At 53.1% G+C, this 19,488-nt stretch carries 21 protein-coding genes; 4 read left to right on the top strand and 17 right to left on the bottom strand.

Translation table 11 applies throughout. The features are described 5' to 3' along the window. Positions 1-44: 44 nt before the first annotated feature. Both Q4C79_RS03945 and Q4C79_RS03940 read right to left on the bottom strand, forming a co-directional pair. A complete protein-coding gene (locus Q4C79_RS03945) occupies positions 45-1,406 on the bottom strand; it encodes a CitMHS family transporter (RefSeq protein WP_303089732.1) in 1,362 nt (453 codons plus the stop codon). Positions 1,407-1,896: 490 nt separating this feature from the next. Further along, a complete protein-coding gene (locus Q4C79_RS03940) occupies positions 1,897-2,301 on the bottom strand; it encodes a bacteriohemerythrin (protein ID WP_303089731.1) in 405 nt (134 codons plus the stop codon). A 444-nt stretch (positions 2,302-2,745) separates the two neighbouring features. On the opposite strand from Q4C79_RS03940, the gene gdhA reads away from it, so the two are divergent. Then, positions 2,746-4,083 carry an NADP-specific glutamate dehydrogenase gene (gene gdhA / locus Q4C79_RS03935; protein ID WP_303089730.1) on the top strand — a complete coding sequence of 446 codons (1,338 nt, stop codon included), beginning with the start codon at positions 2,746-2,748 and terminating at the stop codon, positions 4,081-4,083. Positions 4,084-4,376: 293 nt separating this feature from the next. Here gdhA and Q4C79_RS03930 read toward each other — a convergent pair whose 3' ends face one another. The 13 genes from Q4C79_RS03930 to Q4C79_RS03870 form a co-directional block, all read right to left on the bottom strand. Beyond that, a complete protein-coding gene (locus tag Q4C79_RS03930) occupies positions 4,377-5,255 on the bottom strand; it encodes a VacJ family lipoprotein (RefSeq protein ID WP_303089729.1) in 879 nt (292 codons plus the stop codon). Then, positions 5,252-5,527 (bottom strand): lipid asymmetry maintenance protein MlaB, encoded by a 276-nt coding sequence (locus Q4C79_RS03925; RefSeq protein WP_303089728.1) that lies wholly within the window; start codon positions 5,525-5,527, stop codon positions 5,252-5,254. Before Q4C79_RS03925 ends, Q4C79_RS03930 begins: the two co-directional genes overlap by 4 nt. A 2-nt stretch (positions 5,528-5,529) precedes the next feature. Beyond that, positions 5,530-6,126 carry a phospholipid-binding protein MlaC gene (locus Q4C79_RS03920; protein ID WP_303089727.1) on the bottom strand — a complete coding sequence of 199 codons (597 nt, stop codon included), beginning with the start codon at positions 6,124-6,126 and terminating at the stop codon, positions 5,530-5,532. Positions 6,127-6,176: 50 nt separating this feature from the next. Then, positions 6,177-6,689: an outer membrane lipid asymmetry maintenance protein MlaD gene (gene mlaD / locus Q4C79_RS03915; RefSeq protein WP_303089726.1), complete on the bottom strand. Its 513-nt coding sequence runs from the start codon at positions 6,687-6,689 to the stop codon at positions 6,177-6,179. Positions 6,690-6,693: 4 nt separating this feature from the next. Beyond that, positions 6,694-7,470, bottom strand: coding sequence for a lipid asymmetry maintenance ABC transporter permease subunit MlaE (gene mlaE, locus Q4C79_RS03910; protein ID WP_303089725.1), 777 nt, complete (start codon positions 7,468-7,470; stop codon positions 6,694-6,696). Positions 7,471-7,572: 102 nt separating this feature from the next. After that, the gene (locus Q4C79_RS03905) at positions 7,573-7,881 is read right to left on the bottom strand and encodes a hypothetical protein (RefSeq protein WP_303089724.1); all 309 of its coding nucleotides are present in this window, start codon (positions 7,879-7,881) and stop codon (positions 7,573-7,575) included. After that, positions 7,878-8,681, bottom strand: a complete 804-nt coding sequence (locus Q4C79_RS03900) for an ABC transporter ATP-binding protein (RefSeq protein WP_303089723.1) — start codon at positions 8,679-8,681, stop codon at positions 7,878-7,880. The genes Q4C79_RS03905 and Q4C79_RS03900 overlap by 4 nt, the downstream gene beginning before the upstream one ends. 292 nt (positions 8,682-8,973) lie before the next feature. After that, positions 8,974-9,537, bottom strand: a complete 564-nt coding sequence (locus Q4C79_RS03895) for an L-threonylcarbamoyladenylate synthase (protein WP_303089722.1) — start codon at positions 9,535-9,537, stop codon at positions 8,974-8,976. A 119-nt stretch (positions 9,538-9,656) separates the two neighbouring features. Next, on the bottom strand, positions 9,657-10,004 hold the full coding sequence (frdD, locus tag Q4C79_RS03890) for a fumarate reductase subunit FrdD (RefSeq protein WP_303089721.1): 348 nt from the start codon (positions 10,002-10,004) through the stop codon (positions 9,657-9,659). 14 nt (positions 10,005-10,018) lie between these two features. Then, positions 10,019-10,411: a hypothetical protein gene (locus Q4C79_RS03885; RefSeq protein ID WP_303089720.1), complete on the bottom strand. Its 393-nt coding sequence runs from the start codon at positions 10,409-10,411 to the stop codon at positions 10,019-10,021. After that, complete coding sequence (locus Q4C79_RS03880; protein WP_303089719.1) at positions 10,408-11,157, bottom strand: succinate dehydrogenase/fumarate reductase iron-sulfur subunit; 750 nt, start codon at positions 11,155-11,157, stop codon at positions 10,408-10,410. The genes Q4C79_RS03885 and Q4C79_RS03880 overlap by 4 nt, the downstream gene beginning before the upstream one ends. Continuing rightward, entirely contained in the window at positions 11,154-12,926 is a 1,773-nt protein-coding gene (frdA, locus tag Q4C79_RS03875; protein ID WP_303089718.1) for a fumarate reductase (quinol) flavoprotein subunit, read from the bottom strand. The genes Q4C79_RS03880 and frdA overlap by 4 nt, the downstream gene beginning before the upstream one ends. A gap of 187 nt (positions 12,927-13,113) precedes the next feature. Continuing rightward, positions 13,114-14,271 carry a globin domain-containing protein gene (locus Q4C79_RS03870; protein ID WP_303089717.1) on the bottom strand — a complete coding sequence of 386 codons (1,158 nt, stop codon included), beginning with the start codon at positions 14,269-14,271 and terminating at the stop codon, positions 13,114-13,116. Positions 14,272-14,616: 345 nt separating this feature from the next. Here Q4C79_RS03870 and Q4C79_RS03865 point away from each other — a divergent pair, with 345 nt between their 5' ends. Beyond that, the gene (locus Q4C79_RS03865; RefSeq protein ID WP_303089716.1) at positions 14,617-14,952 is read left to right on the top strand and encodes a hypothetical protein; all 336 of its coding nucleotides are present in this window, start codon (positions 14,617-14,619) and stop codon (positions 14,950-14,952) included. Positions 14,953-15,083: 131 nt separating this feature from the next. On the opposite strand, the gene Q4C79_RS03860 is transcribed toward Q4C79_RS03865, so the two are convergent. Continuing rightward, entirely contained in the window at positions 15,084-15,740 is a 657-nt protein-coding gene (locus tag Q4C79_RS03860; RefSeq protein ID WP_303089715.1) for an NAD(P)-dependent oxidoreductase, read from the bottom strand. 134 nt (positions 15,741-15,874) lie between these two features. On the opposite strand from Q4C79_RS03860, the gene Q4C79_RS03855 reads away from it, so the two are divergent. Together Q4C79_RS03855 and Q4C79_RS03850 are read left to right on the top strand one after the other, a co-directional pair. After that, the gene (locus Q4C79_RS03855; RefSeq protein ID WP_303089714.1) at positions 15,875-16,771 is read left to right on the top strand and encodes a LysR family transcriptional regulator; all 897 of its coding nucleotides are present in this window, start codon (positions 15,875-15,877) and stop codon (positions 16,769-16,771) included. A gap of 23 nt (positions 16,772-16,794) precedes the next feature. After that, positions 16,795-17,103 (top strand): GIY-YIG nuclease family protein, encoded by a 309-nt coding sequence (locus Q4C79_RS03850; protein WP_303089713.1) that lies wholly within the window; start codon positions 16,795-16,797, stop codon positions 17,101-17,103. 332 nt (positions 17,104-17,435) lie between these two features. On the opposite strand, the gene Q4C79_RS03845 is transcribed toward Q4C79_RS03850, so the two are convergent. Next, positions 17,436-19,481 carry a M3 family metallopeptidase gene (locus Q4C79_RS03845; protein WP_303089712.1) on the bottom strand — a complete coding sequence of 682 codons (2,046 nt, stop codon included), beginning with the start codon at positions 19,479-19,481 and terminating at the stop codon, positions 17,436-17,438. Positions 19,482-19,488: the final 7 nt, after the last annotated feature.

Raw genomic sequence — 19,488 nt, 5'->3', positions numbered from 1 at the left:
CTGAAAAATATTTTCAGACAGGCATTGTTCATTTTATCAAGCGCTTACAAAGGCACGCCGCTGATTGCAAACATGCCGACCAAAAACATCAGAAACACACCGATGCCCCATTTGGCCGACTGAATCTGCCATCTGCCCATATCAACACCTGTCAGGTTAAGCAGCAGATAGATAAAGCCGACCAGCGGGCTGAGCAGGTGGAAAGCCTGGCCGGCGGTGGAGGCCACCGCAATATCCATCGCACTGAAGCCTTGTTGGATGCCGACTTGGTTCAACACCGGCAATACGCCCAGATAGAAAGCATCGTTGCTCAACACGAAAGTACCCGGAACCGACACCAGCGCCACCACCAAGGGCCAGTGCGAACCGAAACTTTCCGGTACCCAAGTGGCCAGTGCATGCCCCATCGCCTCGCTCATACCGGTACCGGCGAGAATACCCATAAACACACCGGCGGCCAATACCATGAAAATCACTTGCACGGCAGAAGAACCATATTTCTCAATAATACGGCGCTGGTCTGCCGGACGGTGGTAGTTCACCGTCAAAGCAATCGCCAAGCCGACCGCAAAAATCAGAGCGGCGTGTACTTTCGGGAAAATCCAAGTGCCGCCGAAAATCAGCTGGATCATGATAACGGCCGTCAGCAGGAAATTGAACCATACCAGTTTCGGGCGTGCCAAATCGGCATCTTCCTGATATTGCTCGGCAATCACCGCTTCAATATCTTCTTTGCTGAGGTTTTGGATGCCTAAGCGTTTACGCTCGGCCAAGCCGCGAATCACCGCGATGATGAGCACCCAAATCGATGCCAGAATCATGCCCGGGATAATCAGGCGCAGCAATTCACCCTCGTCTACTTTCAAGGCCGCGATAATACGTGCGGTCGGGCCGCCCCAAGGAAGCAGGTTCATAATGGAATTGGACAAAATCAGAATCACCGCCAAGTCCATCATTTTCATATTCAACTTGCGGTATACCGGAATCATGGCGGAACACACCACCAAGGTAGTGGTCGAGCCGTCGCCGTCCACCGATACCGCCAGTGCCAGCAAAGCGGTACCCAACATCACTTTGAGCGGGTCGCCCTTAATGGTACGCAGGATAAAATTCACCACCGGCGTAAACAGCCCGGCGCTGAGCATCAGGCCGAAATAGAGGATGGCAAACAACAACATAATCGCCGTGCCCGCCACCCCGTTGATTTTCAGATCGGCATTGCTGATCATGCCGGCAATGGCGAATTTGGGAATCTCTAAGGCGGTGTAACCATATTGGTTCATCAGGCCGGTTACCGTGCCGATAACCAGCGGCACCAACACCAGCGAGGTAAACGGCGGGGCTTTTTTGGTCATGATCAATACCATAAAACCGGTAACGATCAGCAGGCCGAAAATGGCTAACATGTAGTTCTCCTATTATTTATGAGGTTTTCTGCAAACGATTGCGCAAACCCATGCTTCGCTTGCTATTTGTAAATTGTCAGTTTGTGTAACGCTCTGTTATCGGTACGTTTACGCGCCGATATTGTTGAATTTTTTTAAGCGTTTGTCAAAATTAAATATCAAATTTCTTGAAAAAGCATCTAGATAATTTCTCAGAAACCCGCCGGATTTCAAATTGATGATATTAATGATTGCCAATCAAAATAGCCTGTTAAACTTATTATGTCTATTTGATAGCATTTATTATTAAGTTATCAAAAACTTTTCCGTTATTTATCGCTGCGGAGCAAATCAACTTCCGGGCCGGCTGAATTTCATATCCTTCATACATAAAAAAACCATGCCCCGCCGTATTCGACATACGGCAGGGGCATTATGGGTAGGAATGATCATTAGCTTCATGGCGAGCAACACCAACAACGAAATGCCTGTCTGAAAACTTATTTAGTCTTTATGAATCCAGAATCGATCTTTTCACATGCTCTGCATAGCCGTGATCATTGCGACGGATGTGCATAAATAGCCAACCTTCCATCAAATCCAGCAATTCCTGCCCGATGTCGTCGCCATTATTGAAGCGGCCCTTGAATGTATTAACCTTATCGACAAAATGTTGATGAACCCGCGCATGCGCAGTCAACAAAGGGTAGTCACTCTGGCGCAAAATTTCTTCTTCGTAAGCAAAATGCTCGACAGTGTATTGGATTAAAGCATCCAGCGCCGAGCCCACTGCTTCGCGGTTGTGGTTATGATGAGCCTCATGCAAATCATTGATGCACTCCACCAGTTGTTGGTGCTGCCGATCGATCTCTTCAATACCCAACTCCAAATCAGCGGTCCAATGTAAGAGTGTCATATTTTATTGCTCCGTTATGAGGTTTGGTTTGTGATTTCACTTTTTATCCAGTGAATCGGCCAAAAAATTATTTTCATCACAATTTTATTGTTAGATTAACTTATTTTAATCATCGAACAATGAAATTTTTGACTTTTAATTCGATTGGTTGATTTAAATCAAATGTCATGTAAAGATATGATGTTACTTATATCGCGCTTTGCAAGCCAGCATTCTGCCCGACGGTCGATATAGAAAAATGTTGCCTAAAAATACAATTTTTTCTAGCCAAGATAAGTAGATACTTGCTAGACTCACTATCCTTTTTTACAACGCAAAATCATATTCTATCGAAAACCTTTCTGCACACGATTGCCTGCTTACCGCACCCCCCTCTTCAAAACGGTTTTCACAGTTATTCAACATTCTGACTCCGATGTCTTTTTTCTACACAAGGAAATATAAATGATTGACTTAAATACATTATTTAAAAATATCAAACAACGTGATCCCAATCAACCCGTATTCCATCAAGCGGTTGAAGAAGTGTTCGGCAGCCTGGCTCCTTTTTTAGCAAAAAACCCGAAATATACCCAACACGGCTTGCTCGAGCGCATTGTCGAACCCGAACGCGTGATCATGTTCCGTATTTCTTGGGTAGACGACAAAGGCCAAGTGCAAGTCAACCGCGGTTACCGCGTACAAATGAATTCCGCCATCGGCCCCTACAAAGGCGGTTTGCGCTTCCACCCCACCGTAGACTTGGGCGTACTGAAATTCCTGGCATTCGAACAAGTATTTAAAAACGCACTGACCACCCTGCCGATGGGCGGCGGCAAAGGCGGCTCCGACTTCGATCCCAAAGGCAAATCCGACGGTGAAGTGATGCGTTTCTGCCAAGCCTTTATGACCGAACTCTACCGCCACATCGGCGCCGACACCGACATCCCGGCCGGCGACATCGGCGTGGGCGGTCGCGAAATCGGCTTCCTGTACGGCCAATACAAACGCATCCGCAACGAGTTTACTTCCGTATTAACCGGCAAAGGCTTGGTATACGGCGGCAGCCTGATCCGCCCGGAAGCCACCGGCTACGGCACGGTTTACTTTGCCGACAGCATGCTCAAAACCCGCAATGATACCTTCAGCGGTAAAAAAGTCGTGATTTCCGGCTCGGGCAACGTGGCCCAATACGCAGCGGAAAAAGCCATTCATTTAGGCGCGAAAGTCTTAACCGTATCCGATTCCAACGGCTTTGTATTGTTTGGTGACAACGGCATGACCGAAGCACAACTGGCCGCATTGATCGAACTGAAAGAAGTGCGCCGCCTGCGTCTGTCGGCATACGCCCAAGAACAAGGCCTGCAATACTTTGAAAACCAAAAACCGTGGGGGGTGGTGTGCGATGTGGCATTGCCTTGCGCCACCCAAAACGAATTGGATGAGGCTGATGCGAAAACCCTGTTGTCCAACGGCTGCTTCTGCGTAGCCGAAGGTGCCAATATGCCTTCTACTTTGGGTGCGGTCGAAGCCTTCGTAAACGCCAAAATTCTCTATGCTCCGGGCAAAGCCTCCAATGCCGGCGGCGTGGCCACTTCCGGCTTGGAAATGAGCCAAAACCATATCCATTTGTCTTGGGACCGGGAAGAAGTGGATCACCGCTTGTTCGGCATTATGGAAAACATCCACGAAAACTGCGTGGCCAACGGCAGCGAAAACGGTTATATCAACTATGTAAACGGTGCCAATATCGCCGGCTTCAAGAAAGTGGCCGAAGCGATGCTGGCGCAAGGTGTGGTGTAAGGCCGCAAAGCGTTTCAACCTTTTATAGCGGATTAACTTAACTTTCGCGAAGGCTCTGCTGCGCCTTAGCTCAAAGAGAACGATTTTGTAAGCCGCTAAAGCGGCAACAGAATCGGTTCCGTACTACTTGTACTGTCTTCGGCTTGCTGCCTTGTATCGAAGTAATTAAATCCGCTATACCGGGCAAAGCCGGTAGAAAAAGCCATCCGTTAAAGCGGATGGCTTTTTTCTTTTATTTTAAAAGAAATGCCTGTCTGAAAAGTTTTCAGACAGGCATTTGCTTTAGATCGTTTTTATTGCGAAGAAGTTGTTTCAGCCGATGGTGCAACCGGTACCCAACCATCGGGATTACGGGTGTAATCGTCTGCCGGAACGGAAGGAGCAGCTGCTTGTGCTGCATTGGCATTATCCGTGCCCATATCTATGGAACTGTCCCCACTGCTATCCGGAGCCACCAATTCATCGATATCCACATCATCATTGCTTGCCTGGGGTAATTTACCGCCGACTTGACGGGTACGCATCTGCATATATAAATCGCGGGTAGCAGTATAAGGATCCAATACCGCATCGTCGAGGTTATCAGTTAAATCCAATAACTCTTCGCGACGGTTCACCGCATTGAGCGCTTTGGCAGTAATACGGCTTGCACTGCTTTGGAAAATCGCGTTGTCAACCGGGTAAACGCTGATAATGGTGGTACCGACGGCATCGCGTACGGTAGAGGGGCCGCTTAGGGGATAAACAAAATAATTGCTGTTTTTCCAACCCCAGCTGGCAAAAGTATCGCCTAAGGTATTTTTGTTGTTCGGAATACCGCCGGCATCGGCAATATTGATCAAACCGCCTATACCAAAAGTGGTGTTGATGCCCACGCGCACCAAATCTTCACTGGCGCGTTTCACATCCAACCGCAATACATTGCTGCCGAAGCTGACCACATCGCGCAGGTTGTTATAAAAATTGCTTACACCAGTGCGCACCGGCTTCGGGGTCACATAACGGTAGCCGCGAACCACCGGCGTCAAAACATAACGGTCGGCGGTATCGTTTATTTTAAACATAAAACGGTTGTAACCCTCATAAGGGTCTTGCGGATTGCTTTCGGCCCATGCGGCTAACGGTGCAGCCAGCATCAGCGCGGTCAAAACGCCGGCAGTGGTATTTTTCATGTGCTGATCCAATCGTTGATTTCGTAAAGTTCAGCCAGCGCGCGTACCGAAGCGGGCAGCTGCAAAAAGCTGACCGGCGGTTGGCGGCGGCGCGCAATCAGCAACAGTGCCAAACAGGCCGAATCGGCGCGGCCGATACCCGATAAATCGATTTGCGTGACGGCAGGATCGGCGCAGGCTCGCTCAAACCTTTGCAGATCACTGTCGTTCAGCGTGCTGACGGTGATATCGCCGCCAAGCAGCAAAATGCCGTCACGGATTTCTATTTGCATATTTATTTGCTGTTTTTTGCTTTCAAATCGGCAATCAGGCCGTCTATGCCTTTGTTGCGGATGGTTTCGCCAAACTGGTTGCGGTAAACGGTTACCAAGCTTGCGCCCTCCACCGCTACGTTATAAACACGGTATTTGTTGCCGCTTTGGTAAGTGGTAAAGTCCATGCCCACTTTTTGGCCGCCAGGCTGCTGAATCTCGGCGCGCACCACGACTTCTTGGCCGCCTTTATTCACTTGCGGGTTGTTCAATACATTTACTTTGGCGTTTTTGTATTGCAGCATGGTGCCGGAATAAGTGCGGATCAACAGGGTTTTGAATTGCTCGGTCAGCGCCTTGCGTTGCACCGGTGTGGCGGTACGCCAAGGGTTGCCGACGGCCAGTGCGGTCATGCGTTCGAAATCGAAATACGGCACCGCATAATTTTCGGCTTGTTTGCGCACGGTGGCATTGTTGCTGCCGTTGGCTTTAGACAAAATATTCAATACTTCGGTGGCGTTACCGCGCACCTGGTTAACTGCGTCCTGCGGCGCGGCAAACGCCATGCTGATGCTCATCACGCCGATGCTCAAAGCGGAAATCAATGCTGATTTTTTCATTTACGGATTCCTTGTGTGTTATCGAATTTCAATTCTTAAAAATGTTGGATTTATTGCTGCCCGGCATCGCTGGCGGCTGCCTCGCCGGGCGAAGATTGGGCGTTTTTCTCGGTAAAACTGGTCATAAACTTGCCGATCAGGTTTTCCAATACCATCGCGGAGCTGGTTAAGGTAATGGTATCGCCGGCTTTCAAATCCTCGGTATCGCCGCCTTGGACAAGACCGATGTATTGCTCGCCCAATAGGCCGGAAGTCAGGATTTGCGCGCTCACATCGCTGCTGAACTTATATTGTCCGTCCAACGCCAGGCTGACTTTGGCCTGATAGCTTTTAGGATCAAGCTGTATATCGGAAACCCGGCCGACCAACACGCCGGCGGTACGCACCGGCGCCTTCACTTTCAAGCCGCCGATGTCGGAGAAATCGGCATAAACGGTATAAGTTTGTTGGGCGGAGCTGCCCCACGGCATTCCTTGGGCGACGCGCAACGAGAGGAAGGCGATGGCAGCAATGCCCAGTGCCACAAACAGGCCGACCCAGATTTCTAAAGTACTTCTTTTCATGTCGTCACTCGGTAAACATAAATGCGGTTAAAATAAAATCAATCGCCAATACGGTTAACGCACTGGAAACTACGGTACGGGTACTGGCGCGCAAGATGCCCTCGGAAGTCGGTACACTGTGAAAGCCTTGATGTACGGCAATCAGGGTCACCGCTACGCCGAAGCAGACGGATTTAATCAGGCCGTTGAGGATATCGTAACCGAACGAAATATTGTTCTGCATATTCGACCAAAAAATGCCGCTGTCCAAGCCCAGCCACTGCACGCCGACCAACCAGGCGCCATAAATACCGGCCACATTGAAAATCGAGGCCAGTAGGGGCATGGAGAATACGCCCGCCCAAAACCGCGGCGCCACCACACGCGCCACCGGATTGACTGCCATCACATTCATTGCTTCCAGCTGTTCGGTGGTTTTCATCAGGCCGATTTCGCTGGTCATCGCCCCGCCGGCACTGCTGGCAAACAAAATGGCTGCCAGCACCGGCCCCAATTCGCGCAACAGCGATGCGGCCACCATAAAGCCCAACATATCGGCCGACTTGAATTTCACAAGCTGGGTATAGCCCTGCAAACCCAATACCATGCCGACAAATAAGCCGGAAACGGCAATAATCAGCACCGATAACACGCCGGCAAAATAAATCTGGCGTATGCTCAAACGGAAACGGGTAACGGCGGTACCGGAATGGGCCAGAATCTGTAGCAAAAACAGGCAAACGCTGCCTAATGCTTGCAGAAAATTCAAAATTTTGGCGCCGAGAGTACGAAAAAAATTCATATATCGTTCGAAGTAAATGCCCGCCCCACAGAAACTGCACCGTGCGGTTATGCGGTTATTTCAGGCAGGCATTGCGACCCTATATGCCTGTCTGAAAAGGGTTTAACTTATTTGCTCGCGCACAATGCGCAAAATATCGCTTTTATATTCTTCGGCAGCCAAGCTCAGGCTGCCGCCGTTGCCGCGGCCTTGGAACAGTAAAATCGCAGTGTCGCCCAAGCGGTAATCGGTAACATGCCACTCGAAGCCGCAAGCGTGCGCGGCCATGCACATTACATGCAACGGAATACCGCGATGGGACAATTTGAAGTTTTTCGCAATCCACTGATGCAGTTTTTCATGCAAATCATCCGGGTCTTCATGTTCGGCGGCAAAGCAAACGGTATCCCACCGGTAAATCGGGTTACTCATGGTTTATCCAACAAATCCTGTTGCAAAGTAGTCGGTGCCGGATAGCGGAAAGCTACCGGCCCGTTCGGCTCCCCGCCGACAAACTGGCGCACCCAAGGCGAATCCAACTCGCGCATCTGAGCAGGCGAACCGGAAAACACAATTTCACCGTGTGCGAGAAAAATCACCTGATCGACAATCTTCAACGATTGCTCGATATCATGGGTAACCATCACGCTGGTGGAGCGCAAAGCGCTGTTGATGCGGCTGATCAAATGGGCAATCACGCCCAGCGAGATCGGATCAAGGCCGGTAAACGGCTCGTCATACAGCATCAGCTCGGGATCAAGCGCGATGGTGCGCGCCAGCGCCACGCGGCGCGACATTCCGCCGGAAAGTTCGGCAGGCATTAAATGTTCGACCCCGCGCAGGCCGACTGCGTTCAATTTTAAAATCACCAAATCACGAATCACCCGCTCGGGCAGTTTGGTTAATTCGCGCATCGGAAACGCGATGTTGTCGTAAACCGAAAGATCGGTAAACAGCGCGCCTTGTTGGAACAACACGCCCATACGGCGCCGGTGTTCGTACAATTCTCCGTGCGACAAAGCGGCCAGATCGCGGCCGTCTACCAATACCCTTCCCTGTTGCGGATGAATCTGGCCGGTAATCAGGCGCATCAGCGTGGTTTTGCCGCTGCCGGAGCCGCCCATAATGGCGGCAAACGTACCTTGGCGGATACTGAGATTCACATTGTTGAGGATGGTGCGTTCGCCATAGGCAAACGCAACGTCCTGCATTTCGATAAACGGGGTGGTCATGGGCGTAAAAAGCCGGGCGCTTAAATTCAAATGATTACATTTTATTAAATTACGACACTTTGTAGCAATGTTTCAGACAGGCATTTACGTTTAAATACATTCATGTATGTTTTTCTTTTAGGCCTGCAAACGCTACCAACGGTAAGCCGCAAGGTAATCGGCGGATTTATCGGATAAAAGTAGTGTTTTACGGAAAATTACCGACTTCGCTGCCGGATAACGCTGTATACGACAGTGTGGCAAAAAAGCCCGCCGAAACGCTCGACCGGTGGCGGTAACTTACAAAACAGCATCAGCGCAAACGGCGGCCGCTCGCCCAATCGATAATCTGGCTGGGGGTGCGGGCATTGCCGATGCGGCCGCCGACTATCATCAAACGCCGACCGAAGAGGCGGCGTGCTTCCCGCTCGGTTTTAACCGGCTGGCGTCCGGCAAGGTTGCAGGAAGTCGACACCAGCGGCGTATTCAGTTGGCGGCACAAGCTGCGTGCGACAGCGTGATCCGGCACCCGCACCGCCAACTTGCTGCGTCCGCGGCCGCGCAATAAGGGCGGCAGGCGGCTATCGGCCGGCAGCAGGAAGGTTTTGCGCGCCGGCCATTGCCGTTTGAGTTCCGCCAGCGTCGGTTTGTCCAACGGGCGCAGCAAAGGCTGCAACTGTTCCACTGTGTCGCCGATGACAATCATGCCTTTATCCTGTGGCCGTTTTTTCAGACGCACCAAACGGCGCAGCGCCCGGTTGTTGCGCGGCAGGCAGCCGATGCCGTAGCAAGACTCGGTCGGATACGCCAACAAGCCGCCTTGGCGCAAGTGGTACGAGAGGCGGCGCAAAAAAGCCGAAGAAGCGGTGCGGGGCATAGGAAAGAAAAAATGAAAGGAAGAACGTGTAATTATACCGTAAGCAGCAGATTGCCAAACCCCATGCCTGTCTGAAAAAATTTTTCAGACAGGCATGGGGTTTGGCAATCTATAGCGGGTTAAAACCAGCCGATTAATACCATCAACAGAAACACCGCCGTCGCAAAACCGTAAAATCCCCAACGGGTACGGTTGCCGACGTGAAAATGCATATCATGCAGGATGTAGTAAAAACGGTGTACGCCGTGCCACAAAATGGCAAACAACAGCGCAGCCGCGATGAAATACACGAATTTATCGCTGATGATGCCGTGCAGGCTGCGGTAAAACTCACCGGCATTGCCGAGTACGCCGAACGGCAGCAGGATGCACAATACGGCAATCAAGGGCGCCAACACCAGTGCCGCCACCGTACCGCCGGCAGAGAAAATGCCCCAATACAAAGGTTTCATGTGTTTATTGCTCATATTTTTCTCCCGTTTTACGAAGCGATCAGGGTCATCAGCACCAATAATAGGAACACGCCGGCAAAAACATACCAAGCGGCGCGCACCAATTTTTGCGCAGGCACGAATTTCTCGCCTTTCTGTATCGGCATTGCCTTGGGTACGGCTTCAAACCAGGTTTTGCTGTTGAAACCAGCGGCGGCGATGGCAAACAGGTTGAATATCAGCATCAGCGGATGTTTCTGCACATTAATCCAAGCGGCCCAAGCATCCGAACTGCCGGATAGGCAGGCCAAACCCGCAAACAGATTCAGCGCCGCCAGCGCCACCGGCACGCTGGTTAATTCGCGCAGCATATAAAGCTTGAAAAAGCGGTTTTGCCGGTACCAACCGGCCGGCTGTTTGGCGGTATACGGTTTGCGGCTCATCGTGATTCTCCCTCTTTTTTCAGCAAAGACAAGGCCCAAGAAGGTACGGCGGCGGCTTTGGCCTGCTGGATGGCGCCGGCGGGATCGACGTGTTTCGGGCATACTTCCGAGCAGTAACCCACAAACGTGCATGGCCAGATGCCGTTTTCGTCGTTCATCACTTTAAAGCGTTCGGCCTTGCCGGTGTCGCGGTTGTCGAGGTTGTAGCGGTGCGCCAGCGCGGTGGCGGCCGGGCCGAGAAAATCGGCGTTCAAACCCACCTGCGGGCAGGCCTGATAACACAGCATACAATTGATACACATGGTGTATTGCTTGAATTTGGCCAGCTCGGCGGGTGTTTGTCGGTATTCCTTATCAGCCAGCGCGCGCGGTTTTTTATTGATGATATAGGGTTTGACCGACTCGAGTTTTGCGATAAACGGATCGGCATCCACAATCAAATCTTTTTCGATGGGGAACTGATCAAGCGCGCCGACAGTGATTTTGCCCACTGCGGCGTAATCGCGCACAAAGGTGGAGCAGGCAAGTTTCGGTTCGCCGTTGACCACCATGCCGCACGAGCCGCACACTTCCATGCGGCACGACCAGCGGTAGGCCAGCTCCGGTTCGAAATCGTCTTTAATCAGGGCGAGTGCATCCAGAATCGACATGTCCTGCGTCCACTCGATTTCAAATGCCTGCGGCCACGGTCTTTCGTCGACACCCGGGCGGTAGCGCATCACTTCCAGTTTGATGGTATGGCTCATGATTTTTTCTCCCCTTCGGCACCGTAAACCCGTTTGGCGGGCTGCGATTGGGTGATCAACACGCTGCTGTATTCAATCTGCGGTGGCTCTTGCGCGCCACGGTAGAAACTCAGGGTGTGTTTGAGGAAGTTTTCATCGTCGCGCTCGGGGAAATCCAAACGCTGGTGTGCGCCGCGCGATTCGGTGCGCGCATCGGCCGAATAAATCATCGCCTCGGCCACATCCAGCAGGTAGCCCAACTCAACCGTGGTCATCCAGTCGGTGTTATAAGTATCGGAATGGTCGGTTACGCGCACATTCTGATAGCGTGCTTTCAAATCGCGGATGGCGGCTTTGGCACGCGCACCGTTTTCGGCGCTGCGGTAAATGCCCACTTCTGCCTCCATCATCGCGCCCAGTTCGCGGCGAATGTCGGCCGGTTTCTCGGTGCCTCCGGTGCGGTTTTTCAACTCGGCAAACGGTTGGTAGGCCTCCTCCGCCAATGCGGCGAACGCTTCGCGGCTCAAGCCGCTGCCGGCGGTTTGCGCGTGTTTCAGCGCATCTTCACCCGCCACTTTGCCGAATACGCACAGCTCGGCCAGCGAATTGGAGCCCAAACGGTTGGCACCGTGCAGGCCCACCGAAGAGCATTCGCCTACGGCAAACAGCCCTTTGATGCGGGTTTCGCAACGCTGGTTGGTTTCGATGCCGCCCATGGTGTAGTGCGCGGTCGGGCGCACCGGAATCGGCTCGTGCACGGGATCGACACCGACGAATTTCTGCGCCAGCGAGCGGATAAACGGCAGCCGCTCGTTGATGAAGTCTTCGCCCAGATGGCGCAAATCCAAATACACCGCATCGCCGCGCGGCGTGCTGATGGTGCGGCCGGCTTTCCATTCGTGGTAGAACGCCTGCGACAGGCGGTCGCGCGGCCCCAGCTCCATATATTTGTTTTTCGGCTCGCCGATGGGCGTTTCCGGGCCCAAGCCGTAATCCTGCAAATAGCGGTAGCCGTCTTTGTTCACCAGAATACCGCCTTCGCCGCGGCAGCCTTCGGTCATCAGAATGCCCGAACCGGGCAGGCCGGTGGGGTGGTATTGAACAAACTCCATATCGCGCAGCGGCACACCGTGGCGGTAGGCCATCGCCATGCCGTCGCCGGTAACGATGCCGCCGTTGGTGTTGAAAGCAAACACGCGCCCCGCGCCGCCGGTGGCGATAATCACGCTTTTCGCCTGCACCGCGCGCACCACGCCTTCTTGCAGGCCGTAGCACAACACACCGGCCAATTCGCCGTTATTAATTAACAAATCAAGCGCGAAATGTTCATCCAAGCGTTTGATGTTGGGATACTGCATCGAAGTTTGGAACAAAGTGTGCAGCATATGGAAGCCGGTTTTGTCGGCAGCAAACCAAGTGCGCGGAATCTTCATGCCGCCGAAACGGCGTACATTGGCGCGGCCGTCGGGCAGGCGCGACCACGGGCAGCCCCAGTGTTCCATTTGAATCATTTCTTCGGTGGCGTGCTCGACGAAATACTGCACCACATCCTGTTCGCACAGCCAGTCGCCGCCCGAAACGGTGTCGTTGAAGTGGTTTTCGAGCGAGTCGTCGTCGCGCACCACGCCGGCCGAACCGCCCTCCGCCGCCACGGTGTGGCTGCGCATCGGATAAACTTTGGAAATCAGGTGTACGGTTTTGTCGGGTGCGGTGTGTGCGATTTCAATCGCCGCACGCAAACCGGCGCCGCCGGCGCCCACTATCGCCACATCGGTTTGAATGATGTCCATTTTTTTGCTTTCTGCTGTTTGAGGTGTTTTATGGCGAAACATAATCTAGAAGCTTTATTCTAAACACTTTCCGCAGCAGTTTTTTTGATAACGGACAATCAATCAAAACATTAAGCTGTTATCAAACAAACGATAAAATGCCTGTCTGAAAATGTTTTCAGACAGGCATTCGGTTTTTTCGCTGTATTTATACCGCTACGCTCATTTTCGGGCCGAACGGTTCGAAACAAACCGTTTGCTGCGGCCGGGCGAACGATTCGAAAATACCGGCCATGCTATCCATAAAAGCCATCGAGCCGCACAAATAAACCGTCGCGTTTTCAGGCGTATTTTCTTTCAGCCACTCCTGCGTTATCCGTTCGCCCTTACGGCTGTAAAACACGTGGCTCACGGCATGCCGGGCTTGATCCAGCAAAGCGGCACTCTCTTCTTTAAAGGCCTGCGCCGCTTCATCGGCAGCGGCGTGTACCCAGATGATTTCACGGGCATCATCGGCCGCCAACTGGGCCTGCAACATCGCAAGAATCGGGGTAATACCGACGCCCGCGCTGAGAAACACCACCGGATTTTGCCCGTTTTGCCAGAGAAAGTCGCCAGCGGGCGCAGAAAGTTTGAGTACGTCGCCCACCGCAATCCGGTCGTGCAGATAATTCGACACCACCCCACAATGGCCGTTGCCATTGTCGCGCTTCACCGCAAATTTCAAACCGCCCGCGGTATCCGTCGAGCAGATGGAATAATGGCGCAGCGCCAAATGAGCACCCGGCTGGGGCCTTACCTGCACCGTAATGTATTGTCCTGCTTGGATTTCGGGCAATTTTACCGCCAAGGGCGATACGGTGAATTCGACAATATCACTGCCGGTTTGCCGTTTGCCGGTTACGGTAAATTCGGCAAAATCCGGCCAGGCTGCCTGTTGGTACATTTCTTTTTCCACGCCGGTAAAAACGCCGGCAATTGCGCCGTAAGCCTCGCCCCAAGCCGCCAGAATCTCAGGCGTCGCCGCCTCGCCCAGCACTTCTTTGATGGCACCCAACAAGTATTCGCCGACGATCGGATAATGTTCCGGCTTCACCTGCAAAGCACGGTGTTTGTGAGCGATGTGAACCACTTCGGGCAACAAATCCTCCAAGCGGTCGATATGTTTGGCCGCCGCCAATACCGTAGCCGCCAGCGCCGTTTGCTGCCGTCCTTGGCTTTGGTTGGCCTGATTAAAAATATCCAGCAACTCCGGATGATCGGCAAACATATTGCGGTAAAACACCCGGGTAATCTCGGTTCCGTGCGCCTCCAGTACCGGTACGGTGGCTTTAACAATCTCACGGCTTGCTTCGCTTAACATCATTCTGTTCCTTCGGTTGTAACATGGAATAAAATAAAAGAATCATTTTTTCTGAATATTATAAAAGCCAAATGCCTGTCTGAAAAGATTTTTTCAGACAGGCATTGTGTGACACGGTTAAGCGGCTGGCAAAATCGTTCTTTTTGAGCTAAGGCGTGGCAGAGCCTTAGCGAAAGTATGGCCTTTAAATCCCACACTTTCCATTTCTTTCAAAATTGTCAATCCGGGCATTTTGTCCCCATCACAACACCCCTGCTTTGATATTTTTAACTCAATCAGTTGAAACTTTAACATTTGAATGCTAAGATTTTCAGACTATTGATTTCATCAAATTAAGAAGGAAAACTTATGAATATCCGTTTAACAGCCTTGGTTGCCATCGGTCTGACACTTGCTGGTTGCAGCACCATCAATAACGCAACCGTTTCCGATCAGAAACTGAAAGAACGTGCCGCTTTTGCCTTAGGAACGAATGCAGAGGCGATTACCATCAGCAACCGCAGTAACGAAGGTCTACGTATCAACTTTACCGCCACTACAGGCAAACGTACAAGCCAGTGCTATGTCACCAGTACACCATCTGTGATTGGCGTGGTTACTTCTGATGCTATTTGTTCAGGAGGCGGCGCACACAAAGGAGCAGGACAGTGCAATGCTTTGCTGAAAGCAGCCGGCCGCTGTTAAGCTACTATTAAACATAAAACAGGGTTATCCGCCCGACTTGTACTGACTGAACAGTCTATAAAAGCCAAATGCCTGTCTGAAAACGTAAGCTGCGTTTTCAGACAGGCATTTAAAGTATTTGAAACCGGAATTTATGCCGAAGCCACGGTAAACCGGCTGTGCAGATGCGCTTTTTGCTCTACATCATCAGCAATCGCCACCGCCAAATCGGCCACGCTGATGCCGGCGGCGCCATCGCCGTCCAGCAGCAAATCGTCTTGTCCCAAGCGGTAACGGCCGGTTTTCTCTTCGCTGAAGCCGGCATCCGCACCCAAACGGGCGGGCGGCGATACAAAAGCCCAGTTCACATCACGCCGCGGCAGTAAATCAGCCAGATGGCGGCGGGCGGCATCGGCTCCGTCGTAAATCTCGCGCGGGAAATCCGGGGTGTCGATCACTTGCAGGCCGGGCGCCACATACAGGCTGCCGGCGCCGCCGACCACCAACAGATAAGGCACCGCCGCCGCTTTGGCCGCTTCCACAATCGCCGCCGCGCCGCGGCTATAGTCCGCGCCGATATTCGGATTGCTCCAGCCCGGATTAAAAGCACTGATCACCGCATCGAAGCCTTGCAACTCTTTGGCGAACCCATCCGACAATACATCGGCGGCCACTGCTTTGACGTTTTCGTTTTGCCAAACTTTATCGGTATTGCGGGCAAACGCCGTTACCTCGTGGCCGCGGCCGGCCAATTCTTTCACCACTGCGCTGCCGACATAACCTGTTGCACCGATTACTGCGAATTTCATGATATTTCCTTTCAAGATGTTTAATGGATGCGTTTGATTTCGATGGATGCAGTATATGCCTGTCTGAAACCCTTGATAATCCCCGTTTCACTGTATATATTATTAAGTCGAACTTAATAAAATCCGCCGATATTATGCAAGACATCAAACCACTGCTGGTCTTTTCCGCCGTACTCGAACACGGCAGCATGCATGCCGCCGCCGCCGCACTCGGCATGACCCCGTCCGCCGTCAGCCAGCACATCTCGCGGCTGGAAGCGTTGCACGGGGTGAAACTGCTGCAACGCAGCACCCGCCGCCTAATACCCACCGACGCCGGCCTGAGCATCGGCAGCTATTGCCGCCGCCTGCAACAAACGCTGGCCGACACCCAGCAAGCGCTCGACAACCTCAAAACCGAAGCCGCCGGCGAAGTCCGCATCACCCTAACCTCCTCCCTGATCCACGCCCCGGCCTGGCAAAACGCTTTCAAACGGCTGCAACACGAATTTCCCGCCATCCGCCCGGTTTTATATTTGAACGACCATCTGGCCGACCTGCAACAGGAAAGCTTCGACATCGCCCTGCGCGGCGGCGATACCGCGCTGGACGCCCCCGATTTAATCGCCCGGCCGCTGGCCGTTTGGCCGTGGCGGATTTGCGCCGCCCCCGCCTACCTCGATGCGCACGAGCCCATCACCGAACCCGAAGCGCTGCACCGCCACCGCTGGATCAACCGCCTGCCGATACACCATCTAATGCGCCGCGGCACGGAAACCTACCCGCTGCATATCGACAACAGCCTCTATTGCAACCAACTTTGCGCCGTCCACACCCTCACCTTGGGCGGCTTCGGCCTTTCGCTGCAACTGGCCGGCGAAATCAGCACCGCCCTCGCCGAAGGCAGCCTGCAAACCGTATTGCCCGAGTGGACGCTGCCTACCGTCAGCCTGTACGCCGTTACCTCTTACCGCGTACAATCCGCCAAAACCGAAGCCGTTTTACGCGTGCTGCAACAGAGTTTTGCCGCCGCCCAAACCATTGCCCCGTAACTTTTTAATATGTATTTCAAGCTATGTACCATTGCGCCGACACCGCTCCTGCCGATACCGACGAATCCGGTGGCTGGAGCGTTTATTTGATTTTGTGCGAAGGCGGCTCGCTCTATTGCGGCATCAGCAACCGCCCCGCCGAGCGCTTTGCCGCCCACCGTAGCGGCAAAGGCGCCAAATACACCCGCATCCGCAAACCGCTGGAAATGCGTCTGTTGCACCAACACCTCAACCGCTCGGACGCCAGCAAACAGGAAGCCGCAGTGAAAAAATTGAAAACCGCCGACAAACAAAGCTTGTGGCAACAAGCCCTGCGCTTGGCTGCGGAGTAATTCGGGCAGAGCCTATAGTTAAACCGCTTGTTCAATAACCGTTCCGCCCTTCCCGGGCTTGGCGGCCCGACTATCCCGTCTTGTTGAGAGTGATTGAAAGCAAAAAGATACTCGGGTCAAGCCCGAGTATCACGTAGATTTTTAAGCTGCCGAAATGACTCGTAAGGTCTCCGACCGTATCTGACAATTAAACTGCTTATCTCAAAAAATGCCTGTCTGAAAAAGTGTTCAGACAGGCAGAGAACTTTGCAAAATGTCCATCTGCGGCGCATTTGAAGCATTGCAGATGGACATTTTTCAAAAGTTTCAGCATTTGACTGCTTAATCCGGCATCAGGCCGCGTCATCAAAACCGCTGTGGCGCAGCAGCGCATCGATTTGCGGTTCGCGGCCGCGGAAGGCTTTGAACGATTCCATCGCGCTGCGCGAGCCGCCCATCGCCAAGATTTCGTTCCAGAAACGCGCGCCGGTGGCTTTCACATCATCGCTCTCTTCGAAGGCGGCGTAGGCATCGGCGCTCAATACTTCGGCCCAAGCGTAGCTGTAATAGCCTGCGGCGTAACCGCCGGCGAAAATATGGCCGAAGCTGTTGGCAAAACGGTTGAAGGCCGGCGGCTGCACCACCGCCACTTCGCGGCGCACCTGTTGCAGGGTTTCGGCCCAACCGGCAAGCTTGGCCGGATCGCTTTCGCTGTAAATCAGCATATCGAACAGGCCGAACTCCATCTGGCGCATGATAAACATGCCGCGCTGGAAGTTTTTGGCGGCTATCATTTTGTCGAACAACTCGCGCGGCAGCGGGCGGCCGCTTTCTTCGTGCGCCGACATTTCGGCCAACACCTCGTATTCCCACACAAAGTTTTCCATAAACTGGCTGGGCAATTCCACCGCGTCCCATTCCACGCCGTTGATGCCGGATACGCCCAATTCGTCGACGCGTGTCAGCAGGTGGTGCAGGCCGTGGCCGGCTTCGTGGAACAGGGTGATGATTTCGTCGTGCGAGAGGCGCGCTTCTTTGCCGTTTACCGGCGGGGTGAAGTTGCACACCAGATAGGCCACCGGTGTTTGGATACGGCCGGCTTTATCTTCGGCGAGGAAGCGGCGTCTGCCGCGGTAGTCGTTCATCCACGCGCCGCCGCGCTTGCCTTCGCGGGCGTATAAATCCATGTAGACGCCGCCGATGATGGCACCGCCTTTTTCCAATTCGAAATAGCGCACGTCGTGATGCCAAACGGGTACGGTTTTCTCGATAAAGTTCACGCCGTACAAACGGTGGATTTGCGCAAACAATCCGGCCAACACTTTGCCTGCCGGAAAATATTTTTTCACTTCGGTTTCGGAGAAGGCGTATTTGGCTTCGCGCAGTTTTTCGCCGGCGTAAGTCAAATCCCAAGCCTGCGGCTCTTCAATACCCAGCGTTTCGCGGGCGAAGGCCTGCACTTCGGCCAAATCTTTTTCGGCAAACGGCTTGGCGCGTTTGGACAAATCGCGCAGAAAATCGAGCACTTGTGCGGGTGATTCGGCCATTTTGGTATAGAGCGAGAGCTCGGCATAGTTGGCAAAGCCGAGCAGGCGGGCTTCTTCCAAGGCGATTTCCAATCGGCGGGTGATGTTGCCGGTGTTGTCCCAATCTGCATTGCCGAACTCGCTGGCGCGGGTAACATAAGCGCGGTACACGTCGGAACGCAGCTCGCGGTCGTCCGCATATTGCATCACCGCAAGATAGTGCGGCATCTGCAAGCCGATTTTATAACCGCTTTTGCCCTCGGCTTGGGCAGCAGCAGCAAACATGGCTTTGGCATCGTCGGGAATGCCGGCCAAACGGCTGTCGTTGTCCAGATAGATGGCGAAGGCATCGGTGGCATCCAATACGTTTTGGCTGAAGCGGGCGGCCAGTTGCGCGCCTTCGGTTTGCAGTTGGGCAAATTTTTCCTGCTCGGCGGGCGGCAATTCGGCGCCGCTCAATACGAAATCGCGCAAATCGTGTTGCAGCTTGGTTCGGCGTGCGTCATCGAGTTTGTCAAACTCAGGCGAGGCTTTAATCGCTTTAAAACGCTCGTAAAGCTCGATATCTTGGCCGATTTCGGTGAAAAAGACGGTTACCTCCGGCATCAGCGCATTGTATTCGGTACGCAATTCGGGCGTATCGACCACCGAATTGAGGTGCGACACTACGCCCCAGATGCGGCCTACCCGCTCGGTAATGTCGGTCAGGCGCTCAACGGTATTGAGCCAAGTTGCTTGCGGCTGTTGTTTGATTTCGGCAATCGCCCGGCGGGCTTCTTCCATCGCCGTTTGCATGGCAGGCTTGATGTCGGCGGTGGCGATTTCATGGTAACGCGGCTCGTCGGCCAGATTGAGTAATACGGAGTTTTGCATAAGTCTT

Origin of the sequence: Neisseria sp. (genome assembly GCF_030523955.1) — a bacterium.
In the GTDB taxonomy this organism is placed as follows: Bacteria; Pseudomonadota; Gammaproteobacteria; order Burkholderiales; family Neisseriaceae; genus Neisseria.
This window is presented reverse-complemented; position numbering and strand designations above follow the sequence as displayed.

What these genes read in the sequence shown, in the direction of transcription:
- Q4C79_RS03945 (WP_303089732.1), bottom strand. Translation starts at nt 1,406, where the DNA reads ATGTTAGCCATTTTCGGCCTGCTGATCGTTACCGGTTTTATGGTATTG.
- Q4C79_RS03940 (WP_303089731.1), bottom strand. Translation starts at nt 2,301, where the DNA reads ATGACACTCTTACATTGGACCGCTGATTTGGAGTTGGGTATTGAAGAG.
- gdhA (WP_303089730.1), top strand. Translation starts at nt 2,746, where the DNA reads ATGATTGACTTAAATACATTATTTAAAAATATCAAACAACGTGATCCC.
- Q4C79_RS03930 (WP_303089729.1), bottom strand. Translation starts at nt 5,255, where the DNA reads ATGAAAAATACCACTGCCGGCGTTTTGACCGCGCTGATGCTGGCTGCA.
- Q4C79_RS03925 (WP_303089728.1), bottom strand. Translation starts at nt 5,527, where the DNA reads ATGCAAATAGAAATCCGTGACGGCATTTTGCTGCTTGGCGGCGATATC.
- Q4C79_RS03920 (WP_303089727.1), bottom strand. Translation starts at nt 6,126, where the DNA reads ATGAAAAAATCAGCATTGATTTCCGCTTTGAGCATCGGCGTGATGAGC.
- mlaD (WP_303089726.1), bottom strand. Translation starts at nt 6,689, where the DNA reads ATGAAAAGAAGTACTTTAGAAATCTGGGTCGGCCTGTTTGTGGCACTG.
- mlaE (WP_303089725.1), bottom strand. Translation starts at nt 7,470, where the DNA reads ATGAATTTTTTTCGTACTCTCGGCGCCAAAATTTTGAATTTTCTGCAA.
- Q4C79_RS03905 (WP_303089724.1), bottom strand. Translation starts at nt 7,881, where the DNA reads ATGAGTAACCCGATTTACCGGTGGGATACCGTTTGCTTTGCCGCCGAA.
- Q4C79_RS03900 (WP_303089723.1), bottom strand. Translation starts at nt 8,681, where the DNA reads ATGACCACCCCGTTTATCGAAATGCAGGACGTTGCGTTTGCCTATGGC.
- Q4C79_RS03895 (WP_303089722.1), bottom strand. Translation starts at nt 9,537, where the DNA reads ATGCCCCGCACCGCTTCTTCGGCTTTTTTGCGCCGCCTCTCGTACCAC.
- frdD (WP_303089721.1), bottom strand. Translation starts at nt 10,004, where the DNA reads ATGAGCAATAAACACATGAAACCTTTGTATTGGGGCATTTTCTCTGCC.
- Q4C79_RS03885 (WP_303089720.1), bottom strand. Translation starts at nt 10,411, where the DNA reads ATGAGCCGCAAACCGTATACCGCCAAACAGCCGGCCGGTTGGTACCGG.
- Q4C79_RS03880 (WP_303089719.1), bottom strand. Translation starts at nt 11,157, where the DNA reads ATGAGCCATACCATCAAACTGGAAGTGATGCGCTACCGCCCGGGTGTC.
- frdA (WP_303089718.1), bottom strand. Translation starts at nt 12,926, where the DNA reads ATGGACATCATTCAAACCGATGTGGCGATAGTGGGCGCCGGCGGCGCC.
- Q4C79_RS03870 (WP_303089717.1), bottom strand. Translation starts at nt 14,271, where the DNA reads ATGATGTTAAGCGAAGCAAGCCGTGAGATTGTTAAAGCCACCGTACCG.
- Q4C79_RS03865 (WP_303089716.1), top strand. Translation starts at nt 14,617, where the DNA reads ATGAATATCCGTTTAACAGCCTTGGTTGCCATCGGTCTGACACTTGCT.
- Q4C79_RS03860 (WP_303089715.1), bottom strand. Translation starts at nt 15,740, where the DNA reads ATGAAATTCGCAGTAATCGGTGCAACAGGTTATGTCGGCAGCGCAGTG.
- Q4C79_RS03855 (WP_303089714.1), top strand. Translation starts at nt 15,875, where the DNA reads ATGCAAGACATCAAACCACTGCTGGTCTTTTCCGCCGTACTCGAACAC.
- Q4C79_RS03850 (WP_303089713.1), top strand. Translation starts at nt 16,795, where the DNA reads ATGTACCATTGCGCCGACACCGCTCCTGCCGATACCGACGAATCCGGT.
- Q4C79_RS03845 (WP_303089712.1), bottom strand. Translation starts at nt 19,481, where the DNA reads ATGCAAAACTCCGTATTACTCAATCTGGCCGACGAGCCGCGTTACCAT.